The following is a 22175-nucleotide window of genomic DNA, read 5'->3' as shown; positions in this document are numbered from 1 at the left end:
GCGGACAGCGGGCCGACCGCGCGGACCAGCTCGGCGGGCAGCCCGACGACCGCGCGCAGCCCGTCGCCCTGCTCGCGCAGCGACACGTCGATGCCGTGCCGCCCGGCGAGCCGGCCGACCACGTACAGGCCCAGCTGGCGGGACACCGGCAGCTCGCCCGAGTCCTCCGACGCGGCCAGCGTGATCCGGCGGTTGGCCTGCGCCAGGTCCTCCTCCGACATGCCGACGCCGAGGTCGACCACGTCGATCAGCACGCCGCCGCCGGGGCGCGGCCGGCCGCCGACGACGACCTGGGTGCGCGGCGGCGAGAACGTGGTCGCGTTGTCCAGCAGCTCGGCGACCAGGCGGACCAGGTCGCCCGCCGCGTAGCCGACGACCTCGACCGCCGGGGTGGTCTGCACGACGACCCGCTGGTACTGCTCGATCTCGGACGCGGCGGCGCGCAGCACGTCGCCCAGCGGCACGGGGCGGGTGAAGCGGCGGGCCACGTCGCTGCCGGAGAGCACCATCAGGTTCTCGTTGTTGCGGCGCATCCGGGTGGCGAGGTTGTCCAGCTTGAACAGGTTCGCCAGCTGCTCGGGGTTCTCCTCCTGCCGCTCCAGCTCCTCCATGAGCTTGAGCTGCCGCTCCACCAGGCCCTGGCTGCGGCGGGACAGGTTGATGAACGCGTTGCGCATGCCGGTGCGCAGGTCGGCCTGCTCGGCCGCGGAGCTGACGGCCTGCCGGTGCACGGCGTCGAACGCGCGCGCCACCTGGCCCAGCTCTTCCTTGGTGTGCACGGGAACGGGCTCCACGGTCACGTCGTGCGCGGCGTTCTCCCGCAGCTGCGCCACCAGGGTCGGCAAGCGGTGCTCGGCGACGTCGAGGGCGGCGGTGCGCAGGGCGCGCAGCGACCGCAGCAGGTAGCTGCCGACGACGTAGCCGACGGCGGCGGCGGCGAACAGCGACGCCAGCAGGATCACGGCCGCCGCGCCCGCCCGGTCGCTGGTGGTGTCCTGCAACCGCGCCGCGGACGCGGACAGCTGGTTCTCCAGCGACCGCAGCACGACGCCGATCTGCTTGCTGGTGGCCTCGGAGCCGCTGTTCCACGCGTCGGCCTGGACCAGGGACCGGACCGCGCCCGCGTTGGTGCGGATCTGCTGGAACAGGCTGTTGCGGAGGTCGACCTCCTGGCCCGCGACGGTGCTGCGGTAGTCGGCCTGCTGCTGCGGCGTGGCGACGGCGGAGAAGTCGGCCAGCTTGTCCTGCTGGCGGGTGTACGACTGCTCCAGCGCGGTGTCCTCGCTCTCCAGCAGCCTGCCGCGGCTGATGCCGGCGAGGACGGTGGCGTGCTGCCACGACACCTGCTCCCCCGCCATGGCGAGGTTGTGCAGCGCGGTGGCGGTGCCGGACAGCGCCGGGTCGCCGAAGTCGCCGACCATCGCCAGGTCGAAGTCCATCAGGGCGCGCAGCACGACGGTGTAGCCGCCGATGCCGCCCTCCAGGTCGACGCTGCCGGACAGCACGCGCTCGCGCAGCTGCGGCAGGCCGTCGAGCTGGACGATCACGTCGCGGAACCGGGCGTTGGCGACCTCGCCGAGCGTCGTGGTGCGCTCCATCAGGTTCCGCACGCCGGCGGCCGCCGTGTCGGTGCCGCGGACCAGGTTCTGGAACTCGGCCGGCGGCAGGCCGGCCCCCTCGGGGCGCTGCGCCGCCTTCGCGCGCTCGGCCTGCACGCTCGCGATCAGCGGGTCGAGGCCGGCGCGCAGCGTCACGAGCCGCTGCATCGAGGCGTAGTTGTCCGCGCTCTTGACGTACCCGCGGATCTGCACCACGCCCGCGCCGACGGCCACGAGGACCGGCACCGCGAGCACGGCGGCGAGCTTGACCGGAAGGCGCCAATTCCGCCAGTCCGCGACGGCGCTCCACCACTGCACGCGCCCGTTGTTGTCGCCAGTCACCAGACAAGCCCCGGAAAGTCCGTAGTTGTTTCGAGTTGTACGACGCCGACGCTTAATGACGACAGGCGGCGGATGCTGCTGCGCGATAGTAGGTGGTGGACAGGCGTGGGACAACGACCTTGCGGTCGGTCCTCATCCGATCGGCGCAGCGTGACGATCGAAACAGTTTCAGATCCCAATCGAGACGTCACGCCGGCGCGCGGTTGATCAGCACGGACGACGTACCGCCGGACACACCGTTGACTGGTGGCCAAGCGCGGTTACGCTGGGCGCTCGCCGCCGGCCCGCGCATCCGCGTGCGTGGCGCGGCAAATCCCCGTGGAGGATTGATGACGAAGGCGATCCTGCCTCCGACGGATTCGAGGTCCGCCGCCCGCGGCGGGCGTGGCTTCGCCACTTTCGACGATCCGGGGTCACCCCTGTTGATCGACGATGCGGGCGATCCCGACTTCGTCGCGCTCCAGGCGAGCGCGGATTTCCGCGAGCTGCGCCGGCGGATCACGATCTTCGTGGTGCCCGCCACGTGCGGGTTCCTGCTGTGGTACCTGGGATACGTCGCGCTGTCGGCGTACGCGCCCGACTTCATGGGCACGCCGGTGGTCGGGGTGCTCAACATCGGGCTGCTGTTCGGGCTGCTCCAGTTCGTCACCACGATCGCGCTGACGCTTGGCTACGCGCGCTACGCGCGGCGCAAGCTCGACCCCCAGGTCGACGCGGTCCGCTCGCTCACCGCGGAGGACCAGGACTGATGGGCGGCAACACCGCGATCAACCTCGGCGTCTTCGGCGTCTTCGTGTTGATCACCCTCTACATCGTGTACCGCGCGGGCAGCCGCAACGCCACCGCGTCCGACTACTACGCGGCGGGCAGCAGCTTCAGCGGACCGCAGAACGGCATCGCGCTGTCGGGCGACTTCCTGTCGGCCGCGTCGTTCCTCGGCATCTCCGGCAGCATCGCGGTCAACGGCTACGACGGCTTCCTGTACTCCATCGGCTGGGTGGTGTCCTGGCTGCTCGGCCTGATGATCATCTCGGAGCGGCTGCGCAACACCGGCCGGTTCACGCTCGGCGACGTGCTGGCGTTCCGGATGCGGCAGCGGCCCGTGCGCGCGGCGGCCGCCAACGTCACCCTGGTGATCTCGCTGTTCTACATGATCGCGCAGATGGCGGGCGCGGGCGCGCTGATGGCGCTGCTGCTGGACGTGCACAGCAAGGCCGGCCAGGCCGTGATCATCGCCGTGGTGGGCATCGTCATGGTGCTGTACGTGCTGATGGGCGGCATGAAGGGCACCACGTGGGTGCAGATCATCAAGGCCGTCTTCCTGATCATGTGCGTGACCCTGCTGACGGTGTTCCTGCTGGGCAAGTTCGGCTTCAGCCTGTCCGCGATCCTGGAGACGGCGTCGCGGAACACGCCGCTCGGGCCGGAGGTGCTGGAGCCGGGCGTCCGGTACGGCGGCACGCCGACGAGCCGGCTCGACTTCCTGTCGCTGGCGCTGGCCCTGGTGCTCGGCACGGCCTCGCTGCCGCACGTGCTGATGCGGTTCTACACCGTGCCGAACGCCCGCGAGGCGCGGCGCTCGGTGGTGTGGGCGACGTGGATGATGGCGACGTTCTACCTGTGCACGCTGGTCATCGGGTTCGGCGCGCTGGCGCTGGTCGGCGCCAAGGACATCACGTCGGCGCCGGGCGGCGAGAACTCCGCCGCGCCGCTGCTGGCGTACGAGGTGGGCGGCGCGGTGCTGCTCGGCGTGGTGAGCGCGGTGGCGTTCGCGACGATCCTGGCCGTGGTGGCCGGTCTGACGCTGACGGCGTCGGCGTCGTTCGCGCACGACGTGTACGCCAACGTGATCAAGCGCGGTCAGGCCGACCCGCGGTCCGAGGTGAAGGTCGCGCGGCTCACGGCGGTCGCCGTCGGGCTGCTGGCGATCGCGGGCGGCATCGCGGCCAACGGGCAGAACGTGGCGTTCCTGGTGGCACTGGCGTTCGCGCTGGCGGCGTCGGCGAACCTCTCCACGATCATCTACACGATGTTCTGGAAGCGGTTCAACACGCCGGGGACGCTGTGGGCGATCTACGGCGGGCTCGGGTCGTGCATCGTCCTGCTCGCCTTCTCCCCCGCCGTGTCGGGCGCCAAGTCCTCGATCTTCCCGGACGTGGACTTCGCCTGGTTCCCGCTCAGCAACCCCGGTCTGGTGTCGATCCCGTTCTCGTTCCTGTGCGGCTACCTGGGCACGGTGCTGAGCAAGGAGAAGCCGGACCCGGTCAAGCAGGCCGAGATGGAGGTCCGCTCGCTGACCGGCATCGGGTCCGGTCTGAGGTGAACCGCTGACCTGACAACGCGGAACGCCGGGGTGCTCGCGCACTCCGGCGTTCGGCGTTGTTCGGGGTGTTCGACGTTGTTCCGCGTGTTCCGGGTTGTTCAGCGTTGTTCGGCGCGTTCCGGTGGGGCCGCGGACTACCGGTGGGCCAGGGCCGCCCGCACCGCCGAGGCGAACCGGTGGGGCGCGGCGGCGTCGGTCTGGCGGAAGCCCAGCGACGGCTCGACCAGCTCCAGCTCCAGCAGCAGCGGCGAGCCGTCGTCGCCCGGCACGAGGTCGACCCGCGCGTACAGGAACTCGTCGCGGCGCAGGCCGGTCAGCTCCGCGGCGGCGTCCACGACGTCCTCGGCGACGCGGCGCTGCGCGGGCGACGGCGACGCGCCGGACAGGCGTTCCACGACGTACAGGCCGGACTCGTCGTAGTGGGCGTCCGGCGTGAGCATGGCGCCCTTGGTGAACGCGTGCGAGAACCGCCCGCCGAGGAACACCACCGCCGTCTCGCCCGCCGAGTCCACAGTGGACTGGTACGGCTGCACGAGCGCGGGCCCGCCGAGCGCGTCGAGGTGCGCGGCGGCGGTCGCGTGGTCTCCCGCGGCGACGCGCAACGCGCCCCGGGACCCGGCGCCGACGGTCGGCTTCACCACGAACTCGCCGTCCGGCCAGTCCGCGAAGCCGGGCTCCGCCACCGCCGTCGGCACGACGGGCACGCCGACGTCGGCGAGCTCGACCAGGTACGTCTTGTCGGTGTTCCACCGGACCACCGACGCCGGGTTCACCAGCCGCGGCTCCCCCTCGCACCACGCCAGGAACTCGGCGAGGCGCTCGGGGTAGTCCCAGGTGGACCGCAGCACGACGAGGTCGCCGTCGACCGGCGTGCCCCACTCCGCCCAGGACGCGTGCACGCCGACGTCGGCGAGGGCGTCGACCAGCGCGTCGTCGTCGCCGTCACCGGCGGGCAGCGCCGCGCAGGTGGCGAAGACGACCTTCACCTGCCGGCCATCCTGCGGCGGTGCGCCGGGCCGATCTTCACCGCGGCCGTCGTCTCCCGGTCCCACTCGTGGGCCTCCAGGTCCGGGACGGCCGCGATCAGCGCCTCCGCCGACGCGGCGTCCGGCAGCACCACGTCGCCCATCGCGCCGTCGTCGCCGACCAGCACGACCCGCGCGCCGGCCCGCCCGACGTTCTCCACGACGGCACGGGCCGGCTTGCCGTGCGCGGCCACGAACGCCGTCGCCGTCTTCACCGCGCGACCGATCTTCTTGTCGTCTGCCACGCCCGCCAGACTAGAACCTGCCGGTAACTTCCGCGCACGTGACCGGCACGTGACCGCTCTCACGGCCCGCGGTCAGGCCGCCGCCCACACCGACTCGTAGGCGTCGACCAGCCACTTGTCGGCTCGCGCGTGGTCCGGGCGCTCGGGCAGGTGGGAGCTGGTGATCAGCTCCTCCAGCCGTGCCTCGAGCGACTCGGCCGCGTCCAGCGCCTCCTGCCGCGTGTGCCGCCCCTGGCGCAGGTCGCGGATCCACGTCAGCCACGGCTCGGGCATCGGCAGCGTGATCCGGCCGGTCTCCAGCAGCTCGACGCCCTGCACGCCCAGCCGCACCATGTGCGAGGCGAACTTCGTGTCGAAGCCGTGCCGCGCCACCAGCTCGGGCCGGTTGACCCGCCGCGCGACCGTGCCGTCCACCATGCGCCGGCGCTGGCTGTGCAGGTAGCCGACGAACCGCCGCCCGGCCAGCCGCGACACGATCATGTCCGCGTTGTCGCGCAGGTCGCGCCCCAGGTCGGTGATCGTGACGACCTCGTGGTCGGGCGCGAACAGCGGCAGCAGCACGGTCGGGTTGCCCTGCAACGCCAGGCGCAGCCACTTGCGCAACGAGTACACGACGAGGTCGAGGTCACCGGGGCCGGACGGGGTGTTCCGCACGCCCGTGCGCTCCTCGGCGGTGCGGTGGATGTACTGCTCGAAGCGGCGCAGCCCGATGACGAACTCCGGCGGTTCGACGCACACGCCCATCTCGTCGCGGTCGTCGGTGCCGTCGATGGCGGTGCCGTGCAGGCCCGAGCCCACCTGGGTGCGCAGGATCGTGGCCCGCCGGGCGATCTCGGCGAATTCGGGGCTGTCGTGGTTCACGGCGATTCCTCTCGGCTGACGCCGAAAAGGTAAAGCGTCAACGGGCAATTGCCCACCGGATTTGTGCCGGCGCGCGCTCGCCGGCAGCGGGTAGCTTCCGTGGTCGTGACCGACCCCACGAACCTCACCCACCAGGTCGAACAGTTCCTCGCGTGGCACTTCGACCACCGACCGGGCACGGCCGCGATGCTCGGCTCCCTCGCCCACGACCACACCCTCGGCGACTTCAGCGCGTCGGCGTTCACCGAGTACGAGCGCGCCGCGGGCGCGTGGCTCGACCGCTTCACCGCGATCGAGACCGCCGACCTCCAGGCGTCGGTGGACCGGGACCTGGTCGTCGCCGTGCTGCGCGGGGTTCGGGCCTCGGCCACGTGGCCCGCCTGGCGGCGCGACCCGTCGGTGTACACCGCCGCGGTGCTGTACCCGTTGTTCAGCGCGTTCCTCAACCGGCTGCGGCCGGAGCCGGAGCTGGTCGCGACGGTGGTGAAGCGGCTGGCCGAGGTGCCGTCGGTGCTGGCCGCGTGCCGCGCCAACCTCGACCCGGCGCTGGCCGCGCCGAAGATCGTGCGACGGGCCGCCGACCAGGCCCGCACGGGCCGGGCGTTCCTCACCGCCACCCTGCCCGCCGAGGTGTCCGACCCGGCGCTGCGCGCGGAGGTGGCCGAGGCCGCGGAACCGGCCGCGAAGGCGTTCGACGAGCTGGCCGTGTTCCTGGACGAGTTCGCGGAGCGCGCCGCCGGCGACTGGCGGATGGGCGAGCGGCTGTACTCGGCGCTGCTGCGGGAGCAGGAAGTCCTCGGCTACGGCGCGGAGGAGCTGCACCGGCGCGGGCAGGCGGCCTACGCCGAGCTGGACGCGGAGATGCGCGAGCTGGCCGGTTCCGCCGACTGGCACGCGGTGATGGCCGGGTTCCAGGACGACCACCCGCCGACGCCGGAGGCGATGCGCGCCGAGTACGAGGCGGAGACGCGGCGGGCGCGGGCGTTCCTGGCGGAGCACGGCCTGGTGACGTTCGCCGAGGGCGAGGAGTGCCGGGTGGTGCCGTCGCCGACGTTCCAGCGCCCGGTCCTGTCGGTGGCGTCGTACATGGCGCCGCCGCCGTTGACGGACCAGCGGACGGGCCACTTCTTCGTGCCGTTCCCGCCGGACGGGTTCACCGCCGAGCAGACCGCCCAGCGGCTGCGCACGAACTCCCGCGCCCAGCTGGCCACGATCGCCGTCCACGAGGCGTACCCCGGCCACCACTGGCACCTGTCGTGGCTGGCCGCGCAGGACCGCCCGGTGCGCAAGGTGTTCCGCACGCCGTACTTCTCCGAGGGCTGGGCGCTGTACGCGGAGAAGCTGCTGCGGGAGCAGGGCTACTTCACCGCCGAGGTCGTCGGCGACGCGGCCAAGGCGCGCGCGCAGGAGCTGGCGCACGTCGAGGCGCGGCTGTTCCGCGCGGCGCGGATGATCGTGGACACCGCGCTGCACTGCGGCGACATGAGCGTCGCGGAGGCCGAGGAGTTCATGACCACCAAGGCGTCCCTGACGCCGGGCACGGCGGCCGGCGAGGTCAGCCGGTACTGCGCGTGGCCGACGCAGGCGCCGTCGTACCTGACCGGCGCGCTGGAGATCGAGCGCATCCGGTCCGAGCACACCGGGTCGCTCCGGGACTTCCACGACACCATCGCCGGTGCGGGCGCGCTGCCGCTCGGCCTGGCGCGGCGGGTCGTTCTCGGCAGGTGAGAACGCGGGCGCGGCGGCCGGACCGCGGAACAGGACGGCCGCCGCGGCGGTTGGCGTACTGACGTACGACCATCTCAAGAGGACGTACGGACATCGCTACAGGAGGACGACGACATGCCCAAGGCAGTGGTGGTGCGCACGACCGGCGGCCCGGAGGCGCTGGAGTTCACCGACGTCGAGGCGAAGTCGCCCGGCGCCGGCGAACTGCTGGTGGACGTGGCCGCGGCCGGGGTGAACTTCATCGACTGCTACCACCGCGAGGGCCGCTACCCGCTGCCCCTGCCGTTCGGGCCGGGGCTGGAGGGCACCGGCCGGGTGAGCGCGGTCGGCCCGGACGTGACGGGGTTCGCGGTGGGCGACCGGGTGGCGTGGGCGCAGTCGATCGGCAGCTACGCCGAGCAGGCCGTGGTGACGGCGCGGGACGCGGTGCCGGTGCCGGACGGCGTGGACGACGAGACGGCGGGCGCGTTGCTGCTGCAGGGCCTCACCGCGCACTACCTGATCGCGTCGACGTACCCGGTGCGGGAGGGCGACACGGTGCTCGTCCACGCCGCCGCCGGCGGTGTGGGGCTGCTGCTCGTGCAGCTGGCGAAGGCACGCGGGGCGCGGGTGATCGGCACGGTGTCCACCGCGGCGAAGGAGGAGCTGGCCCGTGCGGCGGGCGCCGACGAGGTGATCCGGTACGACCTGGTGGACTTCGCGCCCGAGGTGCGGGAGCTGACCGGCGGCGAGGGCGTCGCGGCCGTGTACGACGGCGTGGGCGCGACGACGTTCGACGGGAGCCTGGCCAGCCTGCGGCCGCGCGGTGTGCTGGCGCTGTTCGGCGGGTCGAGCGGCCCGGTGCCGCCGGTGGACCCGATGCGGCTCAACCACGCCGGCTCGGTGTTCCTGACCCGGCCGTCGCTGGGCGCGCACGTCGCCACGCGCGAGGAGCTGGAGTGGCGGGCGGGCGAGCTGTTCGCGGCCGTGGCGGACGGGTCGCTGACCGTGCGGGTCGGCGGGCGCTACCCGCTGGCCGAGGCGCGGCGGGCGCACGAGGACCTGGAAGGCCGCCGCACGACCGGCAAGCTGCTGCTCATCCCCTGAACGACGTCCCTGAACGACGTCCCTGAACGGCACCCGCTGAACGACCTCTCGTGAGCCCCGGTGAGACCGCGGTCCGGACAGGGGGAAGGGCGGTCCCGGCGCGGGACCGCCCTTCGCGGGTGGAGAGGGGAGGCGCGGGGTCAGCCCTCGACCTTGACCGCGTCGACCACGAAGATCAGCGTCTCGCCGGGCTGGATCGCGCCCTGACCGTTCGGGTAACCCTTGTCCGACGGCACGACGAGCAGCCGCCGGCCGCCCTCCTTCAGACCGATCAGGCCCTCGTTCCAGCCCTGGATCACGCTGGCCTGGCCGATGTTCTTCAGCTCGAACGGCTGGCCGCGGTCCCAGGACGCCTCACGGGTCTGCTGGTCGCGGAACGTCGCCAGCACGTAGTGGAGCTGGGCGGTGGAGCCCGACTTGATCTCGGGGCCGGTGCCCGGGGTGAGGTCCTTGACGACCAAGCCGTCCTGCGGCGTGCAGCCGGTCGGGACGGTGATCGCCGGCTTCTCCCCCGCCGCGCCCGTCACCTGGTACTGCTCCGGCGCGCACGGCGGACCGCTCGGCTCGGGCAGCTCGGCCTGGGTCGGCTGCTGCTCCTCCGGCTGGGCGGCGGTCGCGGTCGGGGTGTTGGTGAGGGTGGACGGCCGGTCGCTAGCGGTGCACGCGGTCAGCGCCAGACCGGCGGACAACAGGGACACGAGGGCCAGGGCCGTACGGCCGACAGTACGCATGGTTGCCGAGCTTAGGGTTCAGCCCCGCGCGCCCTGCCGCAGGCCCCACCAGCAGGCCCAACGGCGATCACCGTGCGCTGTCTTCGATCTTCAAAACTATCCGCAAATGTGCCACTAATTACCGCTTCCGCCATTGCGTACTCGCGCGTACAGTGACTCCGCGCACTTGATCGGATACCTACAGCATTCGTCCGATCGAGTGCCCACCAAGGAGGTGACCCCGTGTCCGCGGAGCCGGATGGCGTCCGCAGCAACCTGTTACAGGAATTGTTCTGGACCAGGACCGGGCTGCTACTGCTGACCCTGGTCGTCACTTCCGGCGGCTGCCTGGCCATTTCCAGCACAATGGATCAAGGTGCCGCCCGCGCGTTCCTGACGGCGGCGGGCACCGGCACGTTGATCTCGGCCGTGGTCGGGTTCTGGCAGACCGTGATCACCAGTTCCGCCGCGCACCGGGCGCTCGTCACCCCGGTCGTGGAGGAGAGCCGCAAGGCGTTGCGCGACCTCACCGCCGAGTACCGGGCGCTCGACCGCGAGTTCTTCCCCAGCCACGTGTTCGAGCCGACCGCCAAGCCGGACCCGGCGTTCAACCAGGTCATGATGCAGGACCTCGAACGCACCCGGCTGTACGTGTTCCGCGGCTTCGCGGGGCGGTACGCGGCCTGCCGGCTGCTGCTGTCCCAGTCGGAGTGCGAGCTCAAGGCCGTCCTGGCCGACCCGCGGGACGGTGACGCGATCAGCGGGCGGGCCCGGTACCTGCTGCGCAACGAAGGCGCGGACGGCGACTACGACTCGATCGTGGCGAAGCTGCGCGAGCAGATCTCCATCGGGCTGGTGGGCCTGTTCCTGGCCCGCGGCCGCTGCTCGCGGATCGACCTGACGATCGTGTCCGACCCGCCGCTCGACCGGTTGGAGCTGTTCGACGACAGCGTGTGGCTCACCCTCTACAGCAACACCAGCGCGGGCGTGATCCGCCTGTACCCGCGCACGGTGCGGTTCTCCGAGGGCTCGTTCATCTACGGGATGGAACGCGCCGAGTTCCTGCGCATCAGCAATTCCAAGGCAGGGCTCCACGTCGTCATCACACCGGGCACCAGCCGGGCGGATTTCCTCGCCCTGTTCGAGAAGATCACCGGGACCGCGCTCACCGAGGACGGGTTCCGGTCGCTGGAGGAGAAGTTCCACCGATTCCGGAGAGAATTCTCCGCCTCCGCTCAGTTGGGGAGCTGATAAGTCGTGCTGACCGAGTCCACCGGGTTCTCCGCGCTCGCGGAACTCGCCACGCTGATCACCGTGGCCGACCCCCCTGTCGTCGACCACTGGGACCACGTCGAGAGGCGGTTCCGGGAGTGGGCGGGCCGACCCGGCCTGCGGGAGAGGCTGCGCGGGCACCTGCGCTCCCTCTCGCCGCGGGAGGAGATGCGCCTGGCGGCGAGATCCCGCGAGACGACGACCCACTTCGCGTGGTGCCTGCGCGACGAGCCGGCCGAGCCGTTCACGTTCTGGCTGCACGAGTACAAGCCGCAGCGCGACTGGCGCGCGGGGTACGCCGACTCGATCCACAACCACCGCTACCACTTCTGCACCATCATCCTGTCGGGCTCCTACCTGCACGAACGCTTCACGGCGGACGTGGCGGACGACGGTCGGGCGATCCTGTCCACCGCCCTGCTGCGCAGCGCCGAGGCCCGCGAGGGCGCCTCGGGGACGATGCTGGCGCACGAGTTCCACCGCATCCCGAAGGCGGCGGACGACACCATGACGTTCCTGGTGAAGTCCCGCGCGGTCCGCCCGTGGAGCCTGAGCTACGACCCCGACACCCGGACCAGCCACCGGCACGTGCCGGTCGAGGCGAGGTTGGAGGTCCTGACGAACAACCTCTGACGAGCGCCAACGATCACGGCGCGCGCCTACCATCGGCCCACCCGGAACGGGAGGGTCCAATGAGTACTGTCACGCGCGCCGTCACGGCGCAGGCGATCTCCGAGGTGGAGCGCGAGGTGGGGCGGCTGTGCCGCGACCTGGCCGCGCGGCTCCAGTTCCACGGCTGGCACCACGTCAGCTTCGTGCGAGACAAGGCGGTCCACTTCGCCCGGCGGAACGGCTCCGACGTGCCGCTGGTCGAGGTGGCCGCGCTGGTCCACGACGTCAACTACATGGTCCGGCGCAACTCGCTGCCCGTCGACGGCCGGTGGCTGCGGCTGGACATCCTGGCGCGCGCGGGCGTGCCGGACGACGTCGCGGCGCGGGTGGACGAGGTCGTGGAGGAGGCCGAGATGCGCACCCGGCACCGCGACATCTCGCGGGAGGCGCAGGCCCTGTCCGACGCGGACACCCTGTTCAAGGCGCTGCCGGTGACGCCGGTGGTGCTCGCGCCCAAGTACCTCGCGGAGAACGGGATCACGCTGCGCGAGCTGGCGCACAAGATCGTCGGCGAGCAGCGCGACAAGCACGACGCGGGCTACTACTTCTACGACCCGGAGGCGGCGGCCACGTACTCGCGGTGGGCCACGGCGAACCTGGAGCTGTGGTCGTGCATCGTGGAGTCGCTGGACGACCCGACGGTGAACGAACTGCTGTCCGCGGTGTCCTAGGCCGGCTTCTCCCAGACGACCAGGTCGAACTTGACCCAGCGGTAGGAATCGACGTCCACCACGACGAAGCCCGCCCAGCGGCCCTCCGTCGTCTTCACGCAGAAGGACGCCCCCTCGCCCACCATGTCGCTGTTGATGTAGTCGTCCACGGCCGTGGCGGCCGCGCACTCCTGGTGAGTGGGCGGCGCCTCGGCGAGCTTCTCCTTGACCAGGACGATGGACGCGGCGCGCAACCCGCCCTCGTACTTCAGGTCGGTCCGCTGCGACGTCTTGGCGGCGACACCGCCGTTCTCCTCGGTGGTCGAGTCCAGGTCGATGGTGTACTCGTAGTTGAGGGTCACCTCGCCGGCGCGGAGCCGGCCCGCGGCGGGCGGGGCTTGGACGGTGGTGGACGTCGGGGCCGCGGCGGGGGTGGTGGTCGAGGGGTCGGTCTCGGCCTGTGCCGCGACGGTCGGCGTGGTGGTGGTCGTCGTCGTTGCCCCGGGCTGGGCGGTGCCCGGGGTGGGGCGCAGTTCCAGGCCCCCGAGCAGGCCCGCCGTCGCCGCACCCACCACGGTCAGCAACACCGGGACCACGAAGTGCTTGGTCAGGTGCTGCTGAGGGCGACTGCCCCAGCGGTACAGCAGCCAGACACCCACCAGGGTGACGACACCGGCGGCGACCAGGGACAACGGCACCTGGTCCTTGATCCCGCCCACCACGGACAACAGCAACGCGGCCACGCCGGCCATCCCGCCGAAGACCTGCCAGCGGTCGACCGTCGCCTTGTCGAAGGACCCCCGGTCGGGCGGTGTCCCATCCCCCTGCACGGACATGTGATCAGGCTAGCTATCCGCAAATATGCGGAAAGTGCATCAAGCTCAGAACGGCCAGCCGAGCACCGGCAGCCCGACCACGGCGTCCACGGCGAGGCCGCAGAAGACGAGCATCAGGTACAGGTTCGACAGGTGGAAGAACTTCATGGTGTTCGTCGAACCGCCGCGGCGCACGACCCCGTGCAGCCGGTGGGCGAACACCGCGAACCAGATGCCGGACGCCGCCGCCACCGCGACGTAGATCCACGACGTCACCGGCGCGAGCAGCAGGGTGCACACCACCGTGATCCACGAGTAGATGACGATCTGCCGCGTGACCTGCTGGGCGGTCGCCACCACCGGCAGCATCGGCACGCCGGCCCGCGCGTAGTCCTCCTTGAACTTCATCGCGAGCGCCCACGTGTGCGGCGGCGTCCAGAAGAAGATCACGCCGAACATCACCAGGGCGGGCCACGCCACCGTGCCGGTCACCGACGACCAGCCGATGATCACCGGCATGCAGCCGGCCATGCCGCCCCAGATGATGTTCTGCGAGGTCCGGCGCTTGAGGACCAGGGTGTAGACGAAGATGTAGAACAGGATCGTGGCCACCGCGAACACGGCCGAGATCAGGTTCGTGGTCAGCCACAGGAACCCGAACGACACCACGCCGAGGACGATGCCGAAGATCAGCGCGTTGCGCGGCGGGATGGAGTCCTTCGCCAGCGGCCGGGCGCTGGTGCGCTTCATGACCGAGTCGATGTCGGCGTCGACGTAGCAGTTCAGCGCGTTCGCCGAGCCCGCCGCCAGGGTGCCGCCCGCCAGCGTGCACGCGATCAGCCACAGCGGCGGCAGGCCGCGGGCGGCCAGCAGCATCGCCGGGATGGTGGTGATCAGCAGCAGCTCGATCACCCGGGGCTTGGTCAGCGCGACGTACGCGCCGACGACCTGTCGGGGCGACCGCGCCGGAGCCTCGGTGACGGCACTCATCGCGTCGCGCTCCTCGTCAGGTCAGGGGTGTGCGCAGATCGTAGCCGCGGCGTGTCCGAGCAGCCCGTTCGGGTACTCCCTGAACGCACCGAGGACACCTGTGCGTACACCCACAGAGCGCAGGTGGCACGAGTCTCCCTTCGTCGGACTAGGCTGGTCGGCGGACCTTGGGAGCCGCGGATCGGGCCTGACGGGATCGATTAAGTTCACCGCCGGCCGTCACAACCGCCGCCTAGTGAGTTTGGAGCTGGAAGTCAGTGTCCGTCACCGATGACATCGCCCGGTTGACCGAAGCCCACCTGCCCGAAGACTGGACCGACCTCGACCGGCGGGCGGTCGACACCGCGCGCGTGCTGGCCGCGGACGCCGTGCAGAAGGTCGGCAACGGCCACCCCGGCACCGCGATGAGCCTCGCGCCGCTGGCCTACACGCTGTTCCAGCGCGTGATGCGCCACGACCCGGCCGACGCCGACTGGATCGGCCGCGACCGGTTCGTGCTCAGCGCGGGCCACTCGAGCCTCACCCTCTACGTCCAGCTGTTCCTCAACGGCTACGGCCTGGAGCTGGACGACCTCAAGGCGCTGCGCACGTGGGGTTCCCAGACCCCCGGCCACCCGGAGCACCGGCACACCCGGGGCGTCGAGATCACCACCGGCCCGCTGGGCCAGGGCCTCGCCTCCGCGGTCGGCATGGCGATGGGCGCGCGCCGCGAGCGCGGCCTGTTCGACCCGGACGCCCCGCTCGGCGAGAGCCCGTTCGACCACCACATCTTCGTGATCGCCTCCGACGGCGACATCGAGGAGGGCGTGACGTCCGAGGCGTCGTCCCTGGCGGGCACCCAGAAGCTGGGCAACCTGACCGTCATCTACGACGACAACAAGATCTCGATCGAGGACGACACCACGATCGCCCTGTCCGAGGACACCGCGAAGCGGTACGAGGCCTACGGCTGGCACGTGCAGGTCGTCGAGGGCGGCGAGAACGTCCAGGGCATCATCGAGGCCCTGGAGAACGCCAAGGCGGAGACCGAGCGCCCGTCGTTCATCCTGCTGCGCACGATCATCGGCTTCCCCGCGCCGAACAAGCAGAACACCGGCGCGGCGCACGGCGCGGCCCTGGGCGCGGACGAGGTCGCCGAGGTCAAGCGCATCCTCGGCTTCGACCCGGAGCAGACGTTCGAGGTCTCCGACGAGGTGCTGGAGCACACCCGCTCGGTGATCAAGCGCGGCGAGGCCGCCAAGTCCGAGTGGCAGAAGTCGTTCGACGCGTGGGCGCAGGCCAACCCGGAGCGCAAGGCGCTGCTGGACCGCCTGATCGGCCGCGGCCTGCCCGAGGGCTGGGCCGACGCGCTGCCGTCGTGGGAGCCCGACGCCAAGGGCGTCGCCACCCGCAAGGCCTCCGGCGAGGTGCTGAACGCGCTGCGCGACGTGCTGCCGGAGCTGTGGGGCGGCTCGGCCGACCTCGCGGAGTCGAACAACACCACGATGAAGGGCGTCGACTCGTTCGGCCCCGAGTCGATCTCCACGAAGATGTGGAACGCCAACCCGTACGGCCGCACGCTGCACTTCGGCGTCCGCGAGCACGCCATGGGCTCGATCCTCAACGGCATCGCGCTGCACGGCCCGACCCGCCCGTACGGCGGCACGTTCCTCGTGTTCAGCGACTACATGCGCCCGGCGGTCCGCCTGGCGGCGCTGATGAAGTCCGCGGTCACCTACGTGTGGACGCACGACTCCATCGGCCTCGGCGAGGACGGCCCGACGCACCAGCCGATCGAGCACCTGGCCGCGCTGCGCGCGATCCCCGGCCTGACCGTGCTGCGCCCCGGCGACGCGAACGAGACGGCCGCCGCGTGGCGCGCCGTGATCGAGAACCCGACCGGCCCGGCCGGCATCGCCCTGACCCGCCAGAACCTGCCGGTGCTGGAGGGCACCAAGGAGAAGGCGACCGAGGGCGTGGCCCGCGGCGGTTACGTGCTGGAGGGCGACGGCGAGCCGGAGCTGATCCTCATCGCCACCGGCTCGGAGCTCCAGATCGCGGTCGAGGCGCGCAAGGTCTTCGAGGCCGAGGGCGTCGCCGCCCGCGTCGTGTCCATGCCGAGCGTCGAGTGGTTCGACGCGCAGGACGAGGAGTACCGCGAGCGGGTTCTGCCGTCGTCGGTCAAGGCGCGCGTCGTGGTCGAGGCGGGCATCGCCCAGCCGTGGCACCGGTTCGCGGGCGACGCGGGCGAGATCGTCTCCATCGAGCACTTCGGCGCGTCCGCGGACTACCAGACGCTGTTCCGCGAGTTCGGCTTCACCACGGAGAACGTGGTCGCGGCGGCCCGCCGGTCGCTGGCCAAGGTCAAGTGACCCGAGCGCGCGACCGCCGACCCGCACCAGACCTTCTTCAGGGAGTTGACGAGATGAGCACCAATCCGCTGGCCGCGCTCAGCGACGCGGGCGTGTCGATCTGGCTGGACGACCTGTCCCGCGAGCGGCTGAACACCGGCAACCTGGCCGGCCTCATCGCCGACCAGCACGTCGTCGGCGTCACCACCAACCCGACCATCTTCGCCGCCGCGCTGGCCAAGGGCTCGTCGTACGACGAGCAGGTCCGCGAGCTGGCCGCGCGCGGCGCCGACACCGACGCCGCCGTCCGCGAGATCACCACCACGGACGTGCGCAACGCGTGCGACCTGTTCCGCGACATCTACACCGCCACCGACGGCGTGGACGGCCGCGTGTCGATCGAGGTCGACCCGCGCCTGGCCAACGACACCGAGGGCACCATCGCCGAGGCGCTCGACCTGGCCAAGGCGGTCGACCGGCCGAACCTGCTGGTGAAGATCCCGGCCACGGTGGCGGGCCTGCCCGCGATCACCAAGGTGCTCGCCGAGGGCATCAGCGTGAACGTGACGCTGATCTTCTCCGTCGAGCGCTACCGCCACGTGATGGAGGCGTTCGTCGCCGGCCTGGAGCAGGCCAAGGCCAACGGCCACGACCTGCGCACGATCCACTCCGTGGCGTCGTTCTTCGTGTCCCGTGTGGACACCGAGATCGACAAGCGGCTGGACGCGCTGGACACCCCGGCCGCCGCCGGGCTGCGCGGCAAGGCCGCCATCGCCAACGCGGTGCTGGCGTACGCGGCGTACCAGGAGACGTTCGCCGGCGAGCGCTGGGAGGCGCTGGCCGCCGACGGCGCCCGCGCGCAGCGTCCACTGTGGGCGTCCACCGGCGTGAAGGACACGAGGTACTCCGACACCCGGTACGTCGACGAGCTGGTCGTCGCCGGCACGGTCAACACGATGCCGGAGAAGACGCTGCACGCGGTCGCCGATCACGGCAAGATCGTGGGCGACACCGTGACCGGGCAGGCGGCCCAGGCGCAGGAGGTCTTCGACGGGCTGGTCGAGGTCGGCATCGACCTGGACGACGTGTTCGTCGCGCTGGAGACCGAGGGCGTCGACAAGTTCGAGAAGTCGTGGGCCGAGCTGCTGGAGACGGTGACCGGACAGCTGGATCAGGCCAAGGGCTGAGCCCCAGGGCCGGGCCCAGGGTCCGGGCCCGGCCCGGTACCAGGACGAAGTCGAGAGCAGAACAGGACAGACATGACCGAGGTGATCTCCGTGGAGATCGTCCGCACCCCGAACCAGGACCAGGTCGACACCGTCATCGGTGACCTGGTCCGGGACGCGGCGCCCAGCAGGCTCACCGCAGGCGACGCCACGCTGTGGGGCGCGGAGGCGGAACCGGAGGCGTCGATCCGCCTGGCGTGGACGACGCTGCACGAGACGTCCCGCCCGCTCATCCCGGAGATCACCGCGCTGCGCGACGAGCTGCTCGCCGAAGGCGTGGACCGCGTGGTCCTCGCCGGGATGGGCGGCTCGTCGCTCGCGCCCGAGGTGATCACCGGCACGGCGGGCGTGCCGCTGGTCGTGCTCGACACCACCGACCCCGGCCAGGTGGCCGAGGCGCTGGCGGGCGACCTGCGGCGCACCGTCGTGGTGGTGTCGTCGAAGTCCGGCGGCACCGTCGAGACCGACAGCCACCGGCGGATCTTCGAGGCGGCGTTCGCGGCCGAGGGCATCGACGCGGCGTCGCGGATCGTCGTGGTGACCGACCCCGGCTCCCCGCTGGAGGCGGCGTCGCGGGAGGCGGGCTACCGCAAGGTGTTCCTGGCCGACCCGCACGTCGGCGGCCGGTACTCGGCGCTGACCGCGTTCGGCCTGGTGCCGTCGGGGCTGGCGGGCGCGGACGTCGGCACGCTGCTCGACGAGGCGGCCGCCGCCGCGCCGCTGGTGTCGGCGGACTCGCCGGACAACCCGGCGGTCGTGCTGGCCGCCACGTTCGCCGTGGCGCACGCGCACGGCGCCGAGAAGATCGTGTTCGCCGACACCGGCTCCGGCATCTCCGGGTTCGGCGACTGGGCCGAGCAGCTGATCGCCGAGTCGACCGGCAAGAACGGCACGGGCCTGCTGCCCGTGGTGGTCGAGGGTCCGGGCGCGCCCGGTTTCGTGGACGCCCGCTCGGACGCCACGACCGTCGCGATCGGACCGGCCACCGGCTCGTCCTCCCTCGCGGTCGAGGGCACGCTCGGCGCGCAGTTCCTCGTCTGGGAGTACGCGACCGCGCTGGTCAGCCGGGTGCTGGAGATCAACCCGTTCGACCAGCCGGACGTCGAGGCGGCGAAGAAGGCGTCCCGGTCGCTGCTCGACGCGTCGGCCCCGTCGTCCGTCGAGCCGGCCTTCGTGGACGGCCCGATCGAGGTCTACCCGAGCGAGGGCTGGCTGCCGGCGGACGTGAAGACGGTCGCCGAGGCGCTGGTGGCGCTCGTCGCCGCCGCGTCCGAGCACGGCTACCTGTCCGTGCAGGCGTACCTGGACCGGATCGACGACGCGTCGTTCGCCCTGGTTCGCCCGGAGTTGGCGCTGCGTTCACACCTGCAGACCACGTTCGGGTGGGGGCCCCGGTTCCTGCACTCGACCGGCCAGTACCACAAGGGCGGACACCAGAACGGCGTGTTCCTCCAGCTCACCGGGGCGTCGGAGACGCGGCTGGAGGTGCCGGGCCGCCCGTACGACCTCAGCACGTTGCAGCTCGCGCAGGCGCTGGGCGACGGCCAGGTGCTGGCCGAGCGCGGCCGGCCCGTGCTGCGGCTGCACCTGACCGACCGCGTCGCCGGGCTCGCGCAGCTCGTCGAGGCAATCCAGGAGGACGGTTCGTGACCGAGCTCGCGAGGTCGCCACTCACCACAGCACCGTGCGGTCCACTGCCCGACGAGTCCGGCGAGGAGGTCCGATGACCGCGCCCACCAAGCGCAACCCGCTGCGCGACCCGCGGGACAAGCGGATGCCGCGCATCGCCGGGCCGTCCGGCCTGGTCATCTTCGGCGTGACCGGCGACCTGTCGCGCAAGAAGCTCATGCCCGCGATCTACGACCTGGCCAACCGCGGCCTGCTGCCGCCGGGCTTCGCGCTCGTCGGCTTCGCCCGCCGCGACTGGGCCGACCAGGACTTCATGCAGGTCGTGCACGACGCCGTCAAGGAGCACGCGCGCACCCCGTTCCGGCAGGAGGTCTGGGACCAGCTCGCCGAGGGCATCCGGTTCGTGCAGGGCACCTTCGACGACGACATCGCGTTCGACACGCTCGCCACGACGCTCGCCGACCTGGACCGCGACCGCGGCACCGGCGGCAACCACGCGTTCTACCTGTCGGTGCCGCCCAGCGCGTTCACCACGGTCGTCAACCAGCTCAAGCGCGCGGGCCTGGCCACGCCGCCGACCGACAACCCCGGCCAGTGGCGCCGCGTGGTCATCGAGAAGCCGTTCGGCCACGACCTGGCCAGCGCCCGGCAGCTCAACAAGACCGTCAACGACGTCTTCCCCGAGGAGTCGGTGTTCCGCATCGACCACTACCTCGGCAAGGAGACGGTGCAGAACATCCTGGCGCTGCGCTTCGCGAACCAGCTCTACGAGCCCATCTGGAACGCGAACTACGTGGACCACGTGCAGATCACCATGGCCGAGGACATCGGCCTCGGCGGTCGCGCCGGCTACTACGACGGCATCGGCGCGGCCCGCGACGTGATCCAGAACCACCTGCTCCAGCTGCTCGCGCTCACCGCGATGGAGGAGCCGGTGTCGTTCCGGCCGAGCGACCTGCGCGCGGAGAAGGTGAAGGTGCTGTCGGCGACGCGCCCCGTGGGGCCGTTCGACGAGACCACCGCCCGCGGCCAGTACTCCGGCGGCTGGCAGGGCGGGCAGAAGGTGCCCGGCCTGCTGGAGGAGGGCGGGTTCGCCAAGGACTCGACCACCGAGACGTACGCCGCGATCACGTGCGAGATCAACACGCGCCGCTGGGCGGGCGTGCCGTTCTACCTGCGCACCGGCAAGCGGCTCGGCCGCCGCGTCACCGAGGTGGCCGTGGTGTTCAAGCGCGCGCCGCACCTGCCGTTCGACGACACCGCGACCGAGGAGCTGGGGCAGAACGCCCTGGTGGTGCGGGTGCAGCCGGACGAGGGCGTGACCATCCGGTTCGGCTCCAAGGTGCCCGGCAACACCATGGAGGTCCGGGACGTCACGATGGACTTCGGCTACGGCCACGCGTTCACCGAGTCGTCCCCCGAGGCCTACGAGCGGCTGCTGCTGGACGTGCTGCTCGGCGAGCCGTCGCTGTTCCCGAAGAACGACGAGGTCGAGCTGTCCTGGGAGATCCTGGACCCGGTCCTCGCGCACTGGGCCGCCAACGGCGCCCCGGAGAAGTACAAGGCAGGCACCTGGGGGCCGGCGTCGGCGGACGAGATGCTGGCCCGCACCGGCAGGCACTGGAGGCGTCCGTGATCATCGACCTGCCCTCGACCACCACGTCACAGGTCAACAGCAAGCTCGTGCGGCTGCGCGAGGAAGGCGGCGCGGTCACCCTCGGCCGCGTGCTGACGCTGGTCATCGTGACCGACGACGGCACGAAGACCGAGGAGGCCATCGACGCGGCGAACGACGCCAGCCGCGAGCACCCGTGCCGGGTGATCGTGGTCGCCCGGGGCGCCCGCAAGGCCGCGCCCCGGCTGGACGCGCAGATCCGCGTCGGCGGTGACGCGGGCGCGTCCGAGGTCATCGTGCTGCGGCTGTACGGCGAGCTGGCCAACGAGGGCGCGTCGTGCGTCGTGCCGCTGCTGCTGCCGGACACCCCGGTGGTGGCGTGGTGGCCGAACGAGGCGCCCGCCGTGCCCGCGCTGGACCCCATCGGGCAGCTCGCGCAGCGCCGGATCACCGACGCGGCGGCGGAGAAGAACCCGATCCGGGCGCTGGAGCAGCGGCGCACCTCGTACACGCCGGGCGACACGGACCTGGCGTGGACGCGGCTGACGCTGTGGCGGGCGATGCTCGCGTCGGCGTTCGACCTGCCGCCCTACGAGCGGGTCGTCGAGGCCGAGGTGAGCGGGGAGAGCGACTCGCCGTCGACCGACCTGCTCGCGGCGTGGCTCGCCGGGTGCCTGAAGGTGCCGGTGAAGCGGGCCAAGGCCACGCGCGGCGAGGGCATCGTGGACGTGCGGCTGGAGCGGCGGTCCGGTGTGGTCGAGCTGTCCCGTCCGGACGGCAAGGTCGGCGCGCTGACGCAGCCCGGCCAGCCGGAGCGGCGGGTCGCGCTGCAGCGCCGCTCGGTGCGGGACTGCCTGGCAGAGGAGCTGCGCCGGCTCGACCCGGACGACGTGTACGAGACGGCGTTGCGGTCGCTGGGCAAGGTCGTGCGCGGCCGGACCACGCCGAAGGCCGCGGCGGCGACGCGCAAGCCCGCCGCCAAGCCGGCGAAGGCCGCCAAGGTGGCCGGGTCCGTCGGCGGCGCCGCGCCGGTTCCGACCGCGCCGGTTTCGACCGAG

General features: G+C 71.8%; 19 protein-coding genes. 12 read left to right on the top strand and 7 right to left on the bottom strand.

Annotation, left to right across the window (positions count from 1 at the left end; genetic code table 11):
• The coding region (locus ACFQ3T_RS20520) for a sensor histidine kinase (protein WP_380724931.1) at positions 1–1940 on the bottom strand (1940 nt) is incomplete at its 3' end.
• Between the two features lie 422 nt (positions 1941–2362).
• On the opposite strand from ACFQ3T_RS20520, the gene ACFQ3T_RS20515 reads away from it, so the two are divergent.
• Positions 2363–2689: a DUF485 domain-containing protein gene (locus tag ACFQ3T_RS20515; protein ID WP_380724930.1), complete on the top strand. Its 327-nt coding sequence runs from the start codon at positions 2363–2365 to the stop codon at positions 2687–2689.
• Positions 2689–4263: a solute symporter family protein gene (locus ACFQ3T_RS20510; protein WP_380724929.1), complete on the top strand. Its 1575-nt coding sequence runs from the start codon at positions 2689–2691 to the stop codon at positions 4261–4263. The genes ACFQ3T_RS20515 and ACFQ3T_RS20510 overlap by 1 nt, the downstream gene beginning before the upstream one ends.
• A gap of 134 nt (positions 4264–4397) precedes the next feature.
• On the opposite strand, the gene ACFQ3T_RS20505 is transcribed toward ACFQ3T_RS20510, so the two are convergent.
• The 3 genes from ACFQ3T_RS20505 to ACFQ3T_RS20495 all read right to left on the bottom strand — a co-directional run bounded on the left by ACFQ3T_RS20505 (position 4398) and on the right by ACFQ3T_RS20495 (position 6394).
• Positions 4398–5249 (bottom strand): ATP-grasp domain-containing protein, encoded by an 852-nt coding sequence (locus ACFQ3T_RS20505; RefSeq protein ID WP_380724928.1) that lies wholly within the window; start codon positions 5247–5249, stop codon positions 4398–4400.
• The gene (locus tag ACFQ3T_RS20500) at positions 5246–5533 is read right to left on the bottom strand and encodes a hypothetical protein (protein WP_380724927.1); all 288 of its coding nucleotides are present in this window, start codon (positions 5531–5533) and stop codon (positions 5246–5248) included. The genes ACFQ3T_RS20505 and ACFQ3T_RS20500 overlap by 4 nt, the downstream gene beginning before the upstream one ends.
• A 72-nt stretch (positions 5534–5605) precedes the next feature.
• The gene (locus ACFQ3T_RS20495) at positions 5606–6394 is read right to left on the bottom strand and encodes a nucleotidyltransferase domain-containing protein (RefSeq protein ID WP_380724926.1); all 789 of its coding nucleotides are present in this window, start codon (positions 6392–6394) and stop codon (positions 5606–5608) included.
• A 105-nt stretch (positions 6395–6499) separates the two neighbouring features.
• Between ACFQ3T_RS20495 and ACFQ3T_RS20490 the strand changes: the two genes are divergently transcribed.
• Entirely contained in the window at positions 6500–8122 is a 1623-nt protein-coding gene (locus ACFQ3T_RS20490; RefSeq protein WP_380724925.1) for a DUF885 domain-containing protein, read from the top strand.
• 114 nt (positions 8123–8236) lie between these two features.
• Positions 8237–9208, top strand: a complete 972-nt coding sequence (locus tag ACFQ3T_RS20485; RefSeq protein WP_380724924.1) for a quinone oxidoreductase family protein — start codon at positions 8237–8239, stop codon at positions 9206–9208.
• A gap of 140 nt (positions 9209–9348) precedes the next feature.
• Here the strand turns inward: ACFQ3T_RS20485 and ACFQ3T_RS20480 are convergent, their stop codons facing one another.
• Positions 9349–9939: an FKBP-type peptidyl-prolyl cis-trans isomerase gene (locus ACFQ3T_RS20480; RefSeq protein WP_380724923.1), complete on the bottom strand. Its 591-nt coding sequence runs from the start codon at positions 9937–9939 to the stop codon at positions 9349–9351.
• 222 nt (positions 9940–10161) lie between these two features.
• Here ACFQ3T_RS20480 and ACFQ3T_RS20475 point away from each other — a divergent pair, with 222 nt between their 5' ends.
• Genes ACFQ3T_RS20475 through ACFQ3T_RS20465 form a run of 3 tightly spaced genes read left to right on the top strand, consistent with a single transcriptional unit; the run spans position 10162 to position 12533 of the window.
• Positions 10162–11169, top strand: coding sequence for a hypothetical protein (locus ACFQ3T_RS20475; RefSeq protein WP_380724922.1), 1008 nt, complete (start codon positions 10162–10164; stop codon positions 11167–11169).
• A gap of 6 nt (positions 11170–11175) precedes the next feature.
• Positions 11176–11823, top strand: a complete 648-nt coding sequence (locus ACFQ3T_RS20470) for a hypothetical protein (RefSeq protein ID WP_380724921.1) — start codon at positions 11176–11178, stop codon at positions 11821–11823.
• A 59-nt stretch (positions 11824–11882) separates the two neighbouring features.
• Positions 11883–12533: an HD domain-containing protein gene (locus ACFQ3T_RS20465; RefSeq protein ID WP_380724920.1), complete on the top strand. Its 651-nt coding sequence runs from the start codon at positions 11883–11885 to the stop codon at positions 12531–12533.
• On the opposite strand, the gene ACFQ3T_RS20460 is transcribed toward ACFQ3T_RS20465, so the two are convergent.
• Both ACFQ3T_RS20460 and ACFQ3T_RS20455 read right to left on the bottom strand, forming a co-directional pair.
• Positions 12530–13348, bottom strand: coding sequence for a hypothetical protein (locus tag ACFQ3T_RS20460; RefSeq protein ID WP_380724919.1), 819 nt, complete (start codon positions 13346–13348; stop codon positions 12530–12532). The genes ACFQ3T_RS20465 and ACFQ3T_RS20460 overlap by 4 nt on opposite strands.
• Before the next feature lie 45 nt (positions 13349–13393).
• Positions 13394–14317 carry a heme o synthase gene (locus ACFQ3T_RS20455; protein ID WP_380724918.1) on the bottom strand — a complete coding sequence of 308 codons (924 nt, stop codon included), beginning with the start codon at positions 14315–14317 and terminating at the stop codon, positions 13394–13396.
• A 257-nt stretch (positions 14318–14574) separates the two neighbouring features.
• Here ACFQ3T_RS20455 and tkt point away from each other — a divergent pair, with 257 nt between their 5' ends.
• The 5 genes from tkt to opcA form a co-directional block, all read left to right on the top strand.
• The gene (gene tkt, locus ACFQ3T_RS20450; RefSeq protein ID WP_380724917.1) at positions 14575–16668 is read left to right on the top strand and encodes a transketolase; all 2094 of its coding nucleotides are present in this window, start codon (positions 14575–14577) and stop codon (positions 16666–16668) included.
• A 53-nt stretch (positions 16669–16721) separates the two neighbouring features.
• Positions 16722–17834 carry a transaldolase gene (gene tal, locus ACFQ3T_RS20445; RefSeq protein ID WP_380724916.1) on the top strand — a complete coding sequence of 371 codons (1113 nt, stop codon included), beginning with the start codon at positions 16722–16724 and terminating at the stop codon, positions 17832–17834.
• A 72-nt stretch (positions 17835–17906) separates the two neighbouring features.
• The gene (locus tag ACFQ3T_RS20440; RefSeq protein WP_380724915.1) at positions 17907–19523 is read left to right on the top strand and encodes a glucose-6-phosphate isomerase; all 1617 of its coding nucleotides are present in this window, start codon (positions 17907–17909) and stop codon (positions 19521–19523) included.
• A 73-nt stretch (positions 19524–19596) separates the two neighbouring features.
• The gene (gene zwf / locus ACFQ3T_RS20435; RefSeq protein WP_380724914.1) at positions 19597–21138 is read left to right on the top strand and encodes a glucose-6-phosphate dehydrogenase; all 1542 of its coding nucleotides are present in this window, start codon (positions 19597–19599) and stop codon (positions 21136–21138) included.
• The coding region (gene opcA / locus ACFQ3T_RS20430; RefSeq protein ID WP_380724913.1) for a glucose-6-phosphate dehydrogenase assembly protein OpcA at positions 21135–22175 on the top strand (1041 nt) is incomplete at its 3' end. The genes zwf and opcA, both read left to right, overlap by 4 nt.

Origin of the sequence: Saccharothrix hoggarensis, from assembly GCF_042678885.1 — a bacterium.
Classification (GTDB): domain Bacteria; phylum Actinomycetota; class Actinomycetes; order Mycobacteriales; family Pseudonocardiaceae; genus Actinosynnema; species Actinosynnema hoggarensis.
The sequence above is the reverse complement of the archived record's forward strand: the minus strand, read 5'-3'. Positions and strand labels throughout refer to the sequence as shown.

What these genes read in the sequence shown, in the direction of transcription:
- ACFQ3T_RS20510 (WP_380724929.1), top strand. Translation starts at nt 2,689, where the DNA reads ATGGGCGGCAACACCGCGATCAACCTCGGCGTCTTCGGCGTCTTCGTG.
- ACFQ3T_RS20485 (WP_380724924.1), top strand. Translation starts at nt 8,237, where the DNA reads ATGCCCAAGGCAGTGGTGGTGCGCACGACCGGCGGCCCGGAGGCGCTG.
- ACFQ3T_RS20480 (WP_380724923.1), bottom strand. Translation starts at nt 9,939, where the DNA reads ATGCGTACTGTCGGCCGTACGGCCCTGGCCCTCGTGTCCCTGTTGTCC.
- ACFQ3T_RS20465 (WP_380724920.1), top strand. Translation starts at nt 11,883, where the DNA reads ATGAGTACTGTCACGCGCGCCGTCACGGCGCAGGCGATCTCCGAGGTG.
- ACFQ3T_RS20460 (WP_380724919.1), bottom strand. Translation starts at nt 13,348, where the DNA reads ATGTCCGTGCAGGGGGATGGGACACCGCCCGACCGGGGGTCCTTCGAC.
- ACFQ3T_RS20455 (WP_380724918.1), bottom strand. Translation starts at nt 14,317, where the DNA reads ATGAGTGCCGTCACCGAGGCTCCGGCGCGGTCGCCCCGACAGGTCGTC.
- tal (WP_380724916.1), top strand. Translation starts at nt 16,722, where the DNA reads ATGAGCACCAATCCGCTGGCCGCGCTCAGCGACGCGGGCGTGTCGATC.
- ACFQ3T_RS20440 (WP_380724915.1), top strand. Translation starts at nt 17,907, where the DNA reads ATGACCGAGGTGATCTCCGTGGAGATCGTCCGCACCCCGAACCAGGAC.
- zwf (WP_380724914.1), top strand. Translation starts at nt 19,597, where the DNA reads ATGACCGCGCCCACCAAGCGCAACCCGCTGCGCGACCCGCGGGACAAG.